Consider the following 13,859-nt stretch of genomic DNA (forward strand, 5'->3'; position numbering starts at 1 on the left):
GGTTGGCGGGGGGCTAGCGGGCCGGGGTGATGCGCCAGATGCCGAACGGCTGGTGCCAGGGTTCGATGCGCATCCACTGGGTCTTGCCGTACCAGCTCCAGCGATGGCCGCTCATCAGGTCTTCGCCGAAGGTTTCGGCGTCGTCCTCCAGGCCCAGCTCCCACAGCGGCAACTCGAAGTGCGCCTCCTGGGCGTTGTGCGGGTCGAGGCTGACGGCCACCAGGATCAGGCTGCCGCTGGCCGGATCGCCCTTGGCGAAGTACAGGATGTTGTCGTTCCAGGCGTTGTAGAAGCGGATGCCCAGGTGGGTCTGCAGCGCCGGGTGCTGGCGGCGGATGCGGTTGAGCTGGGCGATCTCGGCAATGATGTTGCCGGGCTGGGTGTAGTCGCGCGGGCGGATCTCGTACTTCTCCGAGTCCAGGTATTCCTCCTTGCCCGGTATCGCCGCCGCCTCGCACAGCTCGAACCCCGAATACATGCCCCACAGGCCCGAGCCCATGGTGGCCAGCGCTGCGCGAATCAGAAAGCCCGGGCGGCCGGAGTCGTGCAGGAAGAACGGGTTGATGTCCGGCGTGTTGACGAAGAAGTTGGGGCGGTAGCAGTACGACCACGGCGGCTGGTTGAGTTCGCTGAAGTACTGTTGCAGCTCGGCCTTGGTGTTGCGCCAGGTGAAGTAGGTATAGCTCTGCGAATAGCCGACCTTGCCCAGGCGCGCCATCATCGCCGGCTTGGTGAAGGCCTCGGCGAGGAAGATCACCTGCGGGTGCTGGCTGCGCACGTTGGCGATCAGCCACTCCCAGAACGGCAGCGGCTTGGTGTGCGGGTTGTCCACGCGAAACTGGGTCACGCCCTCCTGCACCCAGCCCAGCACCACGTCGCGCAGGGCCAGCCACAGGGCGGGCACCGCGTCGGCGGCATAGAAGTCGACGTTGACGATGTCCTGGTATTTTTTCGGTGGGTTCTCGGCGTAGCGGATGGTGCCGTCGGGGCGCCAACTGAACCAGCCCGGGTGCTCGGTGAGCCAGGGGTGGTCCTGAGAGCACTGGATGGCGAAGTCCAGGGCGATTTCCAAACCATGCTCGGCGGCGGCGGCCACCAGCCGGCGGAAGTCTTCGCGGCTGCCCAGCTGCGGGTGAATGGCCTCGTGCCCGCCGTCGGCGCTGCCGATGGCGTAGGGGCTGCCGGGGTCGTCGAGGCCGGCCTGCAAGGCATTGTTGCGGCCCTTGCGGTGCTGGGTGCCGATGGGGTGGATGGGCGGGAAGTAGAGCACGTCAAAGCCCATGTCGCGGATCATCGGCAGGCGCTGATGCACGTCGTTGAAGGTGCCGTGGCGGGCCGGGTCGTCGGTGACCGAACGCGGGAACAGCTCGTACCAGCTGGCAAAGCGTGCGCGCTCGCGCTCCACCTCAAGGGGGAACTCGGCGCTGCGGCTGAGGTAGGCACGGTGGTCGGCGCGGCCCATCAGGGCGCGGGTGTCGCCGTGCAGCAGCAGCTCGACACCGGCCTGGGCAGGCAGGCTGGCCAGTTGCAGGGCCACCGCCTCCAGTTGCGCACGCAGCGGCTCGCTGCTGCGCTCGGCGCTCTGCATCAGGTGGCGGCGGCCCTCCTCCAGCTCCAGGCCTACGTCGACGCCGGCGGCGAATTTCTTCTCCAGCTCGTAGCAGTAGCTGGCGTACTGGTCGATCCAGGCCTCGATCATGAACAGGTGGCGGCCCACCTCGCTGACCGTGAAGCGCCCCTCCCAGCTGTCGTTGCCCAGCAGCGTCATGGGCACTTCGTGCCAGTTGGGGTGCTGCAGGCGGCGCCAGCTCAGGCGCACGGCCAGCACGTCGTGGCCGTCGGCGAAGACCTTGCTGGTAACGGTGACCTGTTCGCCCACGGTGCCCTTGACCGCGTGCTGGCCGGCGTCGAGCACAGGTTCGGTGTTCTCGATCACTATGCGCGGCAGCAGCAGCGCCCTGGCCAGGGTCAGGGTGTGCTCGCTGGTTTCATCGGTGCTGAAAGGCTCATCGCGGGTCATCGAACATCGCTCCGTTACGCTGTGACGGTAAGGTTCAGAGCAATGGCAGGCGTGGGGGTTCAATAAAAAATGAGCGATGCGGCGCGGCCACGGTCGAAGAATGGGTCAGCCTTTGAACAGCCCTTTATGTGAGGTTCGGCCCATGAATATTCCTATTCCTGCTGAAACGCCCGATCCGAATATCGATGACCCCAATCTGCCACCACCGGTGCCCGAGAAGGAGCCTGAGCCGCCCAAGGAGCAGGAGCCCGTGGGCGACCCGCCCAGTGAAGAGCCGCCGGTGAAGGTGCAAGCGTAGACCGGGATCTGGCAGTTGCACTGCGGTGTGCCCATCGCGGGTCGAGCCCGCTCCCACAGGAGTGCGGTGGTTTACAGAAATGCGCGATACCTGTGGGAGCGGGCTTGACCCGCGATGGCTGAAACGCCGAGCTCAACGGTTGCACAACTCCTCGATGCTGATCTCGCGCATGCGAAACTTCTGGATCTTGCCGGTCACCGTCATCGGAAACTCCTCGACGAAACGAAAATGTCGCGGCGTCTTGAAGTGCGCGATGCGGCTCTTGCACCAGGCCTGCAGCTCCCCATCGGTGGCGCTGTGCCCAGGGTGCAGCTTGATCCACGCCACGATCTCCTCGCCGTAACGCTCATCCGGAATGCCGATCACCTGCACGTCCGCCACCGACGGGTGGGTAAAGAAGAACTCCTCCAGCTCGCGCGGGTAGATGTTCTCGCCACCGCGAATGATCATGTCCTTGTTGCGCCCGGCAATGCACACGTAGCCCTGCTCGTCCATGCTCGCCAGGTCGCCGGTGTGCATCCAGCCCGCCGGGTCGATCGCCTCGCTGGTGGCCGCCGGGTTGCCCCAGTAGCCCAGCATCACGCTGTAGCCGCGCGTACACAGCTCGCCGATGGTGCCACGCGGTACGATGCAGCCGTGTTCGTCGACGATCTTGCTCTCCAGCTGCGGCTGGGTGCGCCCCACCGTAGTCACGCGCAACTCCAGCTCGTCGTCCGGGCCGGTCTGCAGCGACACCGGGCTGGTCTCGGTCATGCCGTAGGCGATCTGCACCTCGCCCATGTGCAACTGGTCGATCACCCGACGCATCACCTCGATCGGGCAGGTGGCGCCGGCCATGATGCCGGTGCGCAGGCTGCTCAGGTCGTAGTCGCCGCGCCGCGGCTGGTCGAGCAGCGCGATGAACATGGTCGGCACCCCGTACAGCACGGTGGCGCGCTCGCGGGCCACGCCTTCGAGGGTCAGCAGCGGGTCGAAGGCGTCGTTGGGGTAGATCATGGTGGTGCCGTGGGTGATGCAGCCCAGGTTGCCCATGACCATGCCGAAGCAGTGATACAGCGGCACCGGGATCACCATGCGGTCATGCTCGGTCAGGCCCAGGCTCTCGCCGACCATGTAGCCGTTGTTGAGGATGTTGTAGTGGCTCAGGGTCGCGCCCTTGGGGAAGCCCGTGGTGCCGGAGGTGTACTGGATGTTCACCGGCTGGTCGAACTGCAGGCTCTGCTGGCGCTGCTGGTACTCGGCCGGGGCGACCTGCTCGGCCATGCCGGCCAGCGCCGCCCACGGCAGGAAGCCGCCCGGCGGCGCGTCGTCGAGGCTGATCAGCCCGCGCAGGTCGGGCAGGCGCTCGCCATTGAGCTGGCCTGGCGCCTGGTGCGCCAGCTCCGGCAGCAGTTCGCCAAGCATGGCATGGTAGTCGGAGGTCTTGAAGGTGCCGGCGCAGATCAGCCACTGGCAGGCAGACTGGCGCAGCACGTATTCCAGTTCGCTGGTGCGGTAGGCCGGGTTGATGTTGACCAGGATCACGCCGATTTTGGCGGTGGCGAACTGGGCGATGCACCACTGCGCGCAGTTGGGCGCCCAGATACCCAGGCGGTCGCCAGTCTTCAGGCCCAGCGCCATCAGGGCGCGGGCATGCAGGTCGATGCTGTCGGCCAGTTCACGCCAGCTGTAGCGCAGTTGCTGGTGGCGTACCACCAATGCCTCGCGCTCGGCAAAGCGCGCCACTGTGTTGTCCAGGGCCTGGCCGATGGTCATGGCCAGCAGCGGTTTGTCCTGGCGACCCTGGGTGTAGCTCGGTTGATTCATGACGACCCCGTATTGTGATTGTTGTGGGTGCTGATTCACGCGAGACCTAATGTGGCGCAAATTAACGTTAACGTAAAGGTCATGGGGAGATTGACAGTGTTCGGTGCGGGGTTTACGTTAACGTAAAGGTGACAGATCGCAGCGCCTTGATCGCGGGTCAACCACCACGCCACTCAAAGAACAATCGACAAGAAAGGTGCCAGCATGCGTTATCCGACCCTGAACTTCGCCCTGGGCGAAACCATCGACATGCTCCGCGACCAGGTGCAGGCGTTCGTCGCAGCCGAGCTGGCCCCGCGTGCGGCGCAGATCGACCAGGACAACCTGTTCCCCGCCGACATGTGGCGCAAGTTCGGCGACATGGGCCTGCTGGGCATCACCGTCAGCGAAGAATACGGCGGCGCGGGCCTGGGCTACCTGGCCCACGTGGTGGCCATGGAAGAAATCAGCCGCGGCTCGGCCTCGGTCGCGCTCTCCTACGGCGCCCACTCCAACCTCTGCGTCAACCAGATCAACCGCAACGGCACCGCCGAACAGAAAGCCAAATACCTGCCCAAGCTGATCAGCGGCGAGCACATCGGCGCCCTGGCCATGAGCGAGCCCAACGCCGGCTCCGACGTGGTGTCGATGAAACTGCGTGCCGAACAGCGCGGCGACCGCTTCGTGCTCAACGGCAGCAAGACCTGGATCACCAACGGCCCCGACGCCAACACCTACGTGATCTACGCCAAGACCGACTTGGAAAAGGGCCCCCACGGCATCACCGCGTTCATCGTCGAGCGCGACTGGGCCGGCTTCAGCCGCAGCAACAAGTTCGACAAGCTGGGCATGCGCGGTTCCAACACCTGCGAGCTGTTCTTCGACAACGTCGAGGTGCCCCAGGAGAACATCCTCGGCCAGCTCAACGGTGGCGTGAAGGTGCTGATGAGCGGCCTGGACTACGAGCGTGTGGTGCTCTCCGGCGGCCCTACCGGGATCATGCAGGCGTGCATGGACCTGGTGGTGCCCTACATCCACGACCGCAAGCAGTTCGGCCAGAGCATCGGCGAGTTCCAGCTGATCCAGGGCAAGATCGCCGACATGTACACCCAGCTCAATGCCAGCCGCGCCTACCTGTATGCCGTGGCCCAGGCCTGTGATCGCGCCGAGACCACCCGCAAGGACGCCGCCGGGGTGATCCTCTATACCGCCGAGCGCGCCACCCAGATGGCCCTCGAGGCAATCCAGATTCTGGGCGGCAACGGCTACATCAACGAATTCCCCGCAGGCCGCCTGCTGCGCGACGCCAAGCTGTACGAGATCGGCGCCGGCACCAGCGAGATCCGGCGCATGCTGATCGGTCGCGAGCTGTTCAACGAGACGCGCTGAGGCGCTCAGCGGCAACGCCGCCATAACGCAGACCCACTCTTGCAGCTTGGAGCTTGCCGCTTGAAGCTGCGCCAGGAGCCACGATGATTCTGAAGTCTCAGTTGAACCCCCGCGCGCCCGAATTCGCGCTCAACAGCGCGGCCATGCTCGAGCAGGTGCAAGGCCTGCGTGACCTGCTCGCCAGCGTGCACCAGGGCGGCGGGCCCAAAGCCCAGGAGCGCCACACCTCACGCGGCAAGTTGCTGCCGCGCGACCGCATCGACCGCCTGCTCGACCCGGGTTCGCCGTTTCTGGAGATCGGCCAGCTGGCCGCCCACGAGGTGTACGGCGAAGACGTGCCTGCCGCCGGCGTGATCGCCGGCATCGGCCGCATCGAGGGCGTGGAGTGCATGATCGTGGCCAACGACGCCACCGTCAAAGGCGGCTCGTACTACCCGCTGACCGTCAAGAAGCACCTGCGCGCCCAGACCATCGCCCAGCAGAACCGCCTGCCCTGCGTGTACCTGGTGGACTCCGGCGGCGCCAACCTGCCGCGCCAGGACGAGGTGTTCCCCGACCGCGAGCACTTCGGCCGCATCTTCTTCAACCAGGCCACCATGAGCGCCCAGGGCATCCCGCAGATCGCCGTGGTGATGGGCTCGTGCACCGCCGGCGGTGCCTACGTTCCAGCCATGGCCGACGAGGCGATCATGGTGCGCCAGCAGGCCACCATCTTCCTGGCCGGCCCGCCGCTGGTCAAAGCCGCCACCGGCGAGGTGGTCAGCGCCGAAGACCTGGGCGGTGCCGACGTGCACTGCAAGGTCAGCGGCGTGGCCGACCACTATGCCGACAACGACGAACACGCCCTGGCCATCGCCCGGCGCTGCGTGGCCAACCTCAACTGGCGCAAGCTGGGCCAGCTGCAGGTGCGCACCCCGATCGCCCCGCTGTACGCAGCCGACGAGCTGTACGGCGTGGTGCCGGCCGATGCCAAGCAGCCGTTCGATGTGCGCGAGGTGATCGCGCGCCTGGTGGACGGCTCGCTGTTCGACGAGTTCAAGGCGCTGTTCGGTACCACGCTGGTGTGCGGCTTTGCCCACCTGCACGGCTACCCGGTGGCGATTCTGGCCAACAACGGCATCCTGTTCGCCGAGGCCGCGCAGAAAGGCGCGCACTTCATCGAGCTGGCCTGCCAGCGCGGCATCCCGCTGCTGTTCCTGCAGAACATCACCGGCTTCATGGTGGGCCAGAAGTACGAGGCCGGCGGCATCGCCAAGCATGGCGCCAAGCTGGTGACCGCAGTGGCCTGCGCCCAGGTGCCCAAGTTCACCGTGATCATCGGCGGCAGCTTCGGTGCCGGCAACTATGGCATGTGCGGGCGTGCCTACGACCCGCGCTTTCTGTGGATGTGGCCCAACGCGCGCATCGGCGTGATGGGCGCCGAACAGGCCGCAGGCGTGCTGGCCCAGGTCAAGCGCGAACAGAGCGAGCGCAGCGGCCAGGTTTTCAGCCCGCAGGACGAGGCGCAGCTCAAGCAGCCGATCCTGGACCAGTACGAACACCAGGGCCACCCCTACTATTCCAGCGCAAGGCTGTGGGACGACGGCGTCATCGACCCTGCGCAAACCCGCGAGATTCTCGGCCTGGCCCTCTCGGCAGCCCTCAATGCCCCGATCGAACCGAGCCGTTTCGGCATTTTCCGGATGTGACCGATGAGCGACTTCTCTACCCTTGAACTGATTCGCGACCCGCGCGGCTTCGCCACCCTGTGGCTGAGCCGCGAGGCCAAGAACAACGCCTTCAACGCGCAGATGATCCGCGAACTGATCATCGCCATCGACCAGATCGGCAACGACGCCAGCCTGCGCTTCATGGTGCTGCGCGGGCGCGGCCGGCACTTCAGTGCCGGCGCCGACCTTGCCTGGATGCAGCAGTCGGCGCAGCTGGACTACAACACCAACCTGGACGACGCCCGCGAGCTGGCCGAGCTGATGTACAACCTGGCGCGGCTCAAGGTGCCGACCCTGGCGGTGGTCCAGGGCGCAGCCTTCGGCGGTGCCGTGGGGCTGATCAGTTGCTGCGACATGGCCATCGGTGCCGACGACGCGCAGCTGTGCCTGTCGGAAGTGCGCATCGGCCTGGCGCCGGCGGTGATCAGCCCGTTCGTGGTGCAGGCCATGGGCGAGCGCGCCACCCGCCGCTATGCCCTGACCGCCGAACGCTTCAGCGGCGAGCGGGCCCGCGAACTGGGCCTGCTGGCCGAAACCTGCCCGGCCGCGCAGCTGGATGCCGAGGTCGAGCGCTGGGTCGACAACCTGCTGCTCAACAGCCCGCAGGCCATGTGCGCCAGCAAGGAGCTGCTGCGCGAAGTGGGCAATGGTGAGCTCACCCCTGCCCTGCGCCGCTACTGTGAAGGCGCCATTGCGCGTATCCGCGTGAGCGCCGAAGGCCAGGAGGGCCTGCGCGCCTTCCTCGAAAAACGCACGCCAGCCTGGCAAACCCCCGCTTCGGACAAGGAGCCACGCCCATGAGCCGCCCTCTGCTGACCACCCTGCTGGTCGCCAACCGTGGCGAGATCGCCTGCCGCGTGATGCGCACCGCCAAGGCCATGGGCCTGACCACCGTGGCCGTGCACAGCGCCATCGACCGCGATGCGCGGCACAGCCGCGAAGCGGATATCCGGGTTGACCTAGGTGGCGCCAAGGCGGCCGAGAGCTACCTGGACATCCCCAGGCTGATTGCCGCGGCCAAGGCCAGCGGCGCCCAGGCGATACACCCGGGCTACGGCTTTCTGTCGGAGAACGCAGGCTTTGCCCGGGCCATCGAAGAGGCCGGGCTGATCTTCCTCGGCCCGCCGGCCAGTGCCATCAACGCGATGGGCAGCAAGTCGGCGGCCAAGGCGCTGATGGAAGTGGCCGGGGTACCGCTGGTGCCTGGCTACCACGGCGAAGCCCAGGACCTGGAGACCTTCCGCGCGGCCGCCCAGCGCATCGGCTACCCCGTACTGCTCAAGGCCACCGCCGGTGGCGGTGGCAAGGGCATGAAGGTGGTCGAGCAGGAAAGCCAGCTGGGTGAAGCCCTGGCCTCGGCCCAGCGTGAAGCGCTGTCGTCGTTCGGCGATGCACGCATGCTGGTCGAAAAGTACGTGCTCAAGCCGCGTCACGTCGAAATCCAGGTGTTCGCCGACCAGCATGGCAACTGCCTGTACCTGAACGAGCGCGACTGCTCGATCCAGCGTCGTCACCAGAAGGTGGTCGAGGAAGCCCCGGCCCCCGGCCTGAGCCCGGCGCAGCGCCAGGCCATGGGCGAGGCGGCGGTACGTGCGGCCCAGGCCATCGGCTATGTGGGCGCAGGCACGGTCGAGTTCCTGCTCGATGCCCGTGGCGAATTCTTCTTCATGGAAATGAACACCCGCCTGCAGGTGGAGCACCCGGTGACCGAGGCGATCACCGGCCTGGACCTGGTGGCCTGGCAGATCCGCGTGGCGTGCGGCGAGGCGCTGCCGCTGACGCAGGATCAGGTGCCGCTGCACGGGCATGCCATCGAGGTACGCCTGTACGCCGAGGACCCGGCCAACGACTTTCTGCCGGCCACCGGGCACCTGGCGCTGTACCGCGAGTCGGCGCCGGGCGAAGGGCGCCGGGTCGACAGCGGCGTGTGCGAAGGTGACAGCATCTCGCCGTTCTACGACCCGATGCTGGGCAAGCTGATTGCCTGGGGCGAGAACCGGGAGCAGGCACGCCTGCGCCTGCTGGCGATGCTCGACAGCTTCGCCATTGGCGGCCTGAAGACCAACATCGCCTTCCTGCGCCGCATCCTGGCCCACCGCGCCTTCGCCGAGGCCGAACTGGATACCGGGTTCATCCCGCGCTATCAGGATCAACTGCTGCCCGCCCCCGTCGCGTTGCCGACAGCGTTCTGGCAGGCCGCCGGGCAGGCCTTCCAGCAATCGCGCCCCGCCTGCGTGCGCGCTGATGACCGGCACTCGCCGTGGGCAGCCGCCACCGGTTTCAGGCCGGGCGTACCGGCGCAGACCGCCCTGCACCTGCGCTGCAATGGCGAAGACCGGGCATTGAGCCTGAACCCCGGGTCGGTGTCCGCGCGCATGGACGGCGAGCACCTGGTGATCGAGCACGAAGGCGTGCGGCGCAGGCACCTGGCCGTGCGCCGTGGGCAAACGCTGTATCTGGAGTGGGATGGCGAGCTGCACGGGGTAAGCGCTTTCGACCCGATTGCCGAGGCGGACGCCGGCCATGCGCACCAGGGCGACATGAGTGCGCCCATGAACGGCAGCATCGTGCGGGTACTGGTGGAGGTCGGTCAGGTGGTCGAGGCCGGCACGCAACTGGTGGTGCTGGAGGCCATGAAGATGGAGCACAGCATCCGCGCACCCCAGGCCGGGACGGTCAAGGCGCTGTATTGCCAGGAAGGCGAGATGGTCAGCGAAGGGGCCGCGCTGGTGGAGCTGGAGGTTCAGGAAGGCTGACGGCGCTGCACCTGCACAGGGTTTTGTGGGCGCCACGAAACCCTGTGTGGGCCGGCTTGCCAGCGACGCTTTTCAGCCCAGCCGGATAGACGCCTGCACCACTACACCGAGCACCTCGGTGCCCTCCTCCCACGTCAGTTTGGGCCAGGTGGGATTGAGCGGCTGCAAGTACCGCTGACCACCCTCCTCGACCAGCTGGCGAAACACCGCGACAGGATTGCCGGGCAGGCGCGCGATCACCAGCGCGCCGATCTCGGCAATTCGACCGCTGTCCACCAGCACCATCATGCCCGCCGGCACGCTCAGGCCCATGGGCGAATTCATCGCGTCACCTTCCACCGTCAGCCAGTAGCACGGGCCATCGGCCAGGTGGTCGCTGAGCACGGTCGGCGCGCCTTCGACAGGCTCGGCCAGGTGCTCCCAATCCGACAGCGGGTAGCGGAATGCACCCAGCGCCGGTGTGGCATAGACCCCGGACGGCTCCGCGACGGCGTCGTCGCAGACCACGCCCATGCGCCCCATGCCCAGTATCCGCAGGATCTCGTCGATGGTGGCCAGCGGTGGGTTGTTCCTTCCCCGAATCCAATGGCCAACGCCACCTTGGGTCACCCCGAGGCGTTCGGCCAGTTTCTCCTGCGTGAGGCCCAGCTCGCGCATTCTGGCTTTCGCCAGTTCATTCCATTTTTTCATCGCTGGCACGATACGGACTGACAGCAGCGACTCAATACATACTCTGTAGTATTTAAGCGATGGAATACAATACAACATGTACTTAGGATTGAAGGGTAATCTTTTCCTACTCACCACAAGGAAGGCAGCCCCATGACCCCACCCCCTTTCAACGACCTGGACAGCGAAGCGGCACGCCGCGCACTGGACTATTACCTCAACCCTACCCCATCTACGGTCAGCCACACGGACGACCAGCTGTTCATCGCCCGCCAGGACCTCTCGGCCGAAGCGGCCACCGAACACGCCTCGAGCATGCTGCGCTGCGCCGCGGCCAGCGCCTACGAGTCGGCCGACAACCTCAAGGGCAACTCACGGGACATGGCCTTCTCGGTGATGCACATGATCAACATGGCCAGGGCGCTGCTGGACCGCAGCCTCGCGGAACAGGCCAGGCGGCAGGAGCTTCAATCAAGGGAGGGATGATGGGCAACGGGAACGGCGGTGGGGCAGGCCGTGGTTCAACGACCAGGCACAGCGATGCGGAATTTTTTGCTGGATAACAGAAAATTCATTTGACTTGAAAATGAGAACGATTATTATTGCAAACAACTGGTCGCGAGACTGGTTGGATAACTGAAAGCCCTTAGGTCGGACTCTCAGATTATCTCCTCATCAGGCTAATCACGGTTTTTGACCCGGCTTTTTGCCGGGTCTTTTTTTTGGCTCTTCAGGCTAATGAAGGCGGGTGGTGCTTGAATGGCAGCGATGATAGCAAATGTATGTCTCGATATGTAACCCCGAGACAAGCCTTTGCCGATTCAGCACTTGAGAATCAATCTCATGTAGATTAAGCTGTCGCAGCGTCAGGGAAGACGCCCCCCTTCTCTTCAGTCGTTTCTTTCTGCAAGGAGCTCGTACATGACCCGTCTGTTGCTGCCCCTTGAACACCATCACGATAGCGCCGACCTCGGCGAAGATGCCCTGCTCGTGCGCCTGAAAAAGCTGCCACGCCGGGTACAGCAGGTGTTCCTGCTCAATCGCCTCGATCAACTGTCGTTCGCCGCCATCGCCCAGCGCCTGGACATCGGCGCACCGACCGTGGAACGGCACATGGGCCAGGTACTGCAGGCCGCCCTGCCGGTGCGCAGCGCCTCCAGCACTGCGGCGGCGCAATGGTATGTGCGCCTGCAGAGCCCGGACATCACCGCCAGCGAGCGCATCGACTTTCGCCGCTGGCTGGATGCCGCCCCCGAACACCTGCATGCGTTCCATGCCACCGAACTGCGCTGGCGCAACCTGCTGGCACCGGCCCGGCAACTGGGCGATGGGCACTGGTATCGCCAGGCCTGGGCCGGTGTTTCGCTGGGAGGCTGCTCGGTGGCGCTCGGCCTGGGGTTGGCAGCGGCGCTGGCGATCGGTTTCTGGTCGTGATCCAGGGGTGTAGAGTGGTTGGCACAACAACTCTACCGGAGCCTGGCCATGACCGTGACGCTGTCCCCCGTTAGCATCGATTGCGCATTCGATGCCGGCAACATCCTGCTCGTCGATGCCGGCAACCCGTCCCGGATTCACCTGAACATCCGCCCCGACACCCACAGCGGGCATTTCCAGTGGTTTCACTTCAAGGCCAGCGGGCTGACGCCCGGGCATACCCACGCCTTCAGCCTGGACAACGCCAGCCAGTCGTCCTATAGCGCCGCATGGGAGGGCTACCAGGCGGTAGCGTCCTACGACCAGCAGAACTGGTTTCGCGTGCCGACCCGCTACGACGGCAAGGCCCTGCACTTCAGCCTTGAGCCCCGCGAAACACAGGCCTGGTTCGCCTACTTCGAGCCCTACCCGCGCGCGCGGCACAATCAGCTGATCGAGCGCGCCAGCGCCTTGCCGGGCGTCGAACTGCTGGCCACCGGGCGCAGCGTCGAAGGGCGCGATATCCCGTTGCTGCGGGCGGGCGACGGGGGCGCGGGCAAGCGCAAGCTGTGGATCATCGCCCAGCAGCACCCCGGCGAGCACATGGCCGAGTGGTTCATGGAGGGCGTGATCGACCGCATACAGGGCAACGATGCCACCGTGCAGGCCCTGCTGGCGGTCGCCGACCTGTACCTGATCCCCAACATGAACCCGGACGGTGCCGCTGCCGGGCACCTGCGCACCAATGCCAGGGGCAAGGACCTCAACCGCGCCTGGCAGGATGCGAACATCGAACACACCCCTGAGGTGCTGTTCGCCCAGCAGCAGATGAAGCTGTATGGCGTGGACCTGTTCCTGGATGCCCATGGCGATGAGGAAATACCCCATGTGTTCACGGCCGGGTGCGAAGGCAACCCGGGCTACACGGATCGGATCGCGGCACTGGAGGAGCGTTTTCGCAGCACCCTGTGCAGCGTGACCCGGGACTTCCAGACCACCCACGGCTACCCGCGCAGCAAGCCTGGGCAGGCCAACATGACCCTGGCATGCAATGCGGTGGGCCAGGCGCATGACTGCCTGTCGCTGACCCTGGAGATGCCGTTCAAGGACCACGACGACGCGCCCGATGCGGTGACCGGCTGGTCGGGTGAACGCTCCAAGGCGCTGGGCAGCGCAGTGATCGACACCTTGGCGAAGCTGGTCGCAGAGCTGCGCTAGGGCTGACGCACCGCCGCCCCGCAGCGCTCCCCATCGCGGTTCAAGCCCGCCCCCACAGGCTTGCAGTGCCCTGTGGGAGCGGCCTGACCCGCGATGAGGCAGGTCAGGCCGGCGGCGGCCCCGCCACCCGCACGCAATCATCCGGCCCCAGCACCCGCCCATCCGCCGCTCGCAGCTGCAGTGGGCCCACCGGCGCCCCGCTCTGGCGGTCCACCAGCACCGAATGCGCCTCGCCAGGCTGGTAGAAAAACGCCTCGCCCCACTGGCGCAGCCCCACGATCAAGGGAAACAACCCGCGCCCCTTCTCGGTCAGCACGTACTCCTGGTACGCGCTGCCATCCGACGCCGGCACCAGCTCCAGAATCCGGTGCTCCACCAACTGGCGCAAGCGCGAGGCCAAAATGTTCTTGGCCATGCCCAGGTTGCGCTGGAACTCGCCAAAGCGGCGCAAGCCATCAAACGCATCACGCACGATCAACAGCGACCACCAGTCACCGATCGCGTCCAGTGACCGGGCCACCGGGCATTCGGCATCTTGCAGGCGGGTACGCTGAACCATGGTCGCTCTCGGCAGGCTGAAAAAAGTAGTTGCAATATAAAAC

General features: G+C 65.9%; 12 protein-coding genes. 8 read left to right on the forward strand and 4 right to left on the reverse strand.

The features are described from left to right. Window positions 1–13: 13 nt before the first annotated feature. Window positions 14–2,020, reverse strand: coding sequence for an alpha-1,4-glucan--maltose-1-phosphate maltosyltransferase (locus ACPRTJ_RS25210; protein ID WP_078481704.1), 2,007 nt, complete (start codon window positions 2,018–2,020; stop codon window positions 14–16). 142 nt (window positions 2,021–2,162) lie between these two features. Between ACPRTJ_RS25210 and ACPRTJ_RS25215 the strand changes: the two genes are divergently transcribed. Then, a complete protein-coding gene (locus ACPRTJ_RS25215) occupies window positions 2,163–2,318 on the forward strand; it encodes a hypothetical protein (RefSeq protein ID WP_167400188.1) in 156 nt (51 codons plus the stop codon). A gap of 132 nt (window positions 2,319–2,450) precedes the next feature. Here the strand turns inward: ACPRTJ_RS25215 and ACPRTJ_RS25220 are convergent, their stop codons facing one another. Continuing rightward, the gene (locus ACPRTJ_RS25220; RefSeq protein ID WP_043863958.1) at window positions 2,451–4,124 is read right to left on the reverse strand and encodes an AMP-binding protein; all 1,674 of its coding nucleotides are present in this window, start codon (window positions 4,122–4,124) and stop codon (window positions 2,451–2,453) included. A 204-nt stretch (window positions 4,125–4,328) separates the two neighbouring features. On the opposite strand from ACPRTJ_RS25220, the gene ACPRTJ_RS25225 reads away from it, so the two are divergent. The 4 genes from ACPRTJ_RS25225 (at window position 4,329) to ACPRTJ_RS25240 (ending at window position 9,957) form a co-directional block, all read left to right on the forward strand. Beyond that, on the forward strand, window positions 4,329–5,492 hold the full coding sequence (locus ACPRTJ_RS25225) for an isovaleryl-CoA dehydrogenase (RefSeq protein WP_043863959.1): 1,164 nt from the start codon (window positions 4,329–4,331) through the stop codon (window positions 5,490–5,492). A gap of 83 nt (window positions 5,493–5,575) precedes the next feature. Then, window positions 5,576–7,180: a carboxyl transferase domain-containing protein gene (locus tag ACPRTJ_RS25230; RefSeq protein WP_043863960.1), complete on the forward strand. Its 1,605-nt coding sequence runs from the start codon at window positions 5,576–5,578 to the stop codon at window positions 7,178–7,180. Window positions 7,181–7,183: 3 nt separating this feature from the next. Next, window positions 7,184–8,002, forward strand: coding sequence for a gamma-carboxygeranoyl-CoA hydratase (locus ACPRTJ_RS25235; RefSeq protein WP_043863961.1), 819 nt, complete (start codon window positions 7,184–7,186; stop codon window positions 8,000–8,002). Next, window positions 7,999–9,957, forward strand: coding sequence for an acetyl/propionyl/methylcrotonyl-CoA carboxylase subunit alpha (locus ACPRTJ_RS25240; protein ID WP_426427527.1), 1,959 nt, complete (start codon window positions 7,999–8,001; stop codon window positions 9,955–9,957). The genes ACPRTJ_RS25235 and ACPRTJ_RS25240 overlap by 4 nt, the downstream gene beginning before the upstream one ends. Window positions 9,958–10,029: 72 nt before the next feature. Here ACPRTJ_RS25240 and ACPRTJ_RS25245 read toward each other — a convergent pair whose 3' ends face one another. Beyond that, window positions 10,030–10,647, reverse strand: coding sequence for a LexA family protein (locus ACPRTJ_RS25245; protein WP_063611980.1), 618 nt, complete (start codon window positions 10,645–10,647; stop codon window positions 10,030–10,032). A 132-nt stretch (window positions 10,648–10,779) separates the two neighbouring features. On the opposite strand from ACPRTJ_RS25245, the gene ACPRTJ_RS25250 reads away from it, so the two are divergent. The 3 genes from ACPRTJ_RS25250 (at window position 10,780) to ACPRTJ_RS25260 (ending at window position 13,257) form a co-directional block, all read left to right on the forward strand. Continuing rightward, entirely contained in the window at window positions 10,780–11,112 is a 333-nt protein-coding gene (locus ACPRTJ_RS25250) for a DUF6124 family protein (protein ID WP_054914395.1), read from the forward strand. 435 nt (window positions 11,113–11,547) lie between these two features. Further along, window positions 11,548–12,060 carry a DUF4880 domain-containing protein gene (locus ACPRTJ_RS25255; RefSeq protein WP_043863965.1) on the forward strand — a complete coding sequence of 171 codons (513 nt, stop codon included), beginning with the start codon at window positions 11,548–11,550 and terminating at the stop codon, window positions 12,058–12,060. 48 nt (window positions 12,061–12,108) lie between these two features. Further along, window positions 12,109–13,257: a M14 family metallopeptidase gene (locus tag ACPRTJ_RS25260; RefSeq protein WP_210014728.1), complete on the forward strand. Its 1,149-nt coding sequence runs from the start codon at window positions 12,109–12,111 to the stop codon at window positions 13,255–13,257. A 103-nt stretch (window positions 13,258–13,360) separates the two neighbouring features. Here ACPRTJ_RS25260 and ACPRTJ_RS25265 read toward each other — a convergent pair whose 3' ends face one another. Further along, entirely contained in the window at window positions 13,361–13,816 is a 456-nt protein-coding gene (locus ACPRTJ_RS25265) for a winged helix-turn-helix transcriptional regulator (protein ID WP_043863967.1), read from the reverse strand. Window positions 13,817–13,859: the final 43 nt, after the last annotated feature.

Source organism: Pseudomonas palmensis, from assembly GCF_049942755.1.
Classification (GTDB): Bacteria; Pseudomonadota; Gammaproteobacteria; order Pseudomonadales; family Pseudomonadaceae; genus Aquipseudomonas; species Aquipseudomonas palmensis.

What these genes read in the sequence shown, in the direction of transcription:
- ACPRTJ_RS25210 (WP_078481704.1), bottom strand. Translation starts at nt 2,020, where the DNA reads ATGACCCGCGATGAGCCTTTCAGCACCGATGAAACCAGCGAGCACACC.
- ACPRTJ_RS25215 (WP_167400188.1), top strand. Translation starts at nt 2,163, where the DNA reads ATGAATATTCCTATTCCTGCTGAAACGCCCGATCCGAATATCGATGAC.
- ACPRTJ_RS25220 (WP_043863958.1), bottom strand. Translation starts at nt 4,124, where the DNA reads ATGAATCAACCGAGCTACACCCAGGGTCGCCAGGACAAACCGCTGCTG.
- ACPRTJ_RS25225 (WP_043863959.1), top strand. Translation starts at nt 4,329, where the DNA reads ATGCGTTATCCGACCCTGAACTTCGCCCTGGGCGAAACCATCGACATG.
- ACPRTJ_RS25230 (WP_043863960.1), top strand. Translation starts at nt 5,576, where the DNA reads ATGATTCTGAAGTCTCAGTTGAACCCCCGCGCGCCCGAATTCGCGCTC.
- ACPRTJ_RS25235 (WP_043863961.1), top strand. Translation starts at nt 7,184, where the DNA reads ATGAGCGACTTCTCTACCCTTGAACTGATTCGCGACCCGCGCGGCTTC.
- ACPRTJ_RS25240 (WP_426427527.1), top strand. Translation starts at nt 7,999, where the DNA reads ATGAGCCGCCCTCTGCTGACCACCCTGCTGGTCGCCAACCGTGGCGAG.
- ACPRTJ_RS25245 (WP_063611980.1), bottom strand. Translation starts at nt 10,647, where the DNA reads ATGAAAAAATGGAATGAACTGGCGAAAGCCAGAATGCGCGAGCTGGGC.
- ACPRTJ_RS25250 (WP_054914395.1), top strand. Translation starts at nt 10,780, where the DNA reads ATGACCCCACCCCCTTTCAACGACCTGGACAGCGAAGCGGCACGCCGC.
- ACPRTJ_RS25255 (WP_043863965.1), top strand. Translation starts at nt 11,548, where the DNA reads ATGACCCGTCTGTTGCTGCCCCTTGAACACCATCACGATAGCGCCGAC.
- ACPRTJ_RS25260 (WP_210014728.1), top strand. Translation starts at nt 12,109, where the DNA reads ATGACCGTGACGCTGTCCCCCGTTAGCATCGATTGCGCATTCGATGCC.
- ACPRTJ_RS25265 (WP_043863967.1), bottom strand. Translation starts at nt 13,816, where the DNA reads ATGGTTCAGCGTACCCGCCTGCAAGATGCCGAATGCCCGGTGGCCCGG.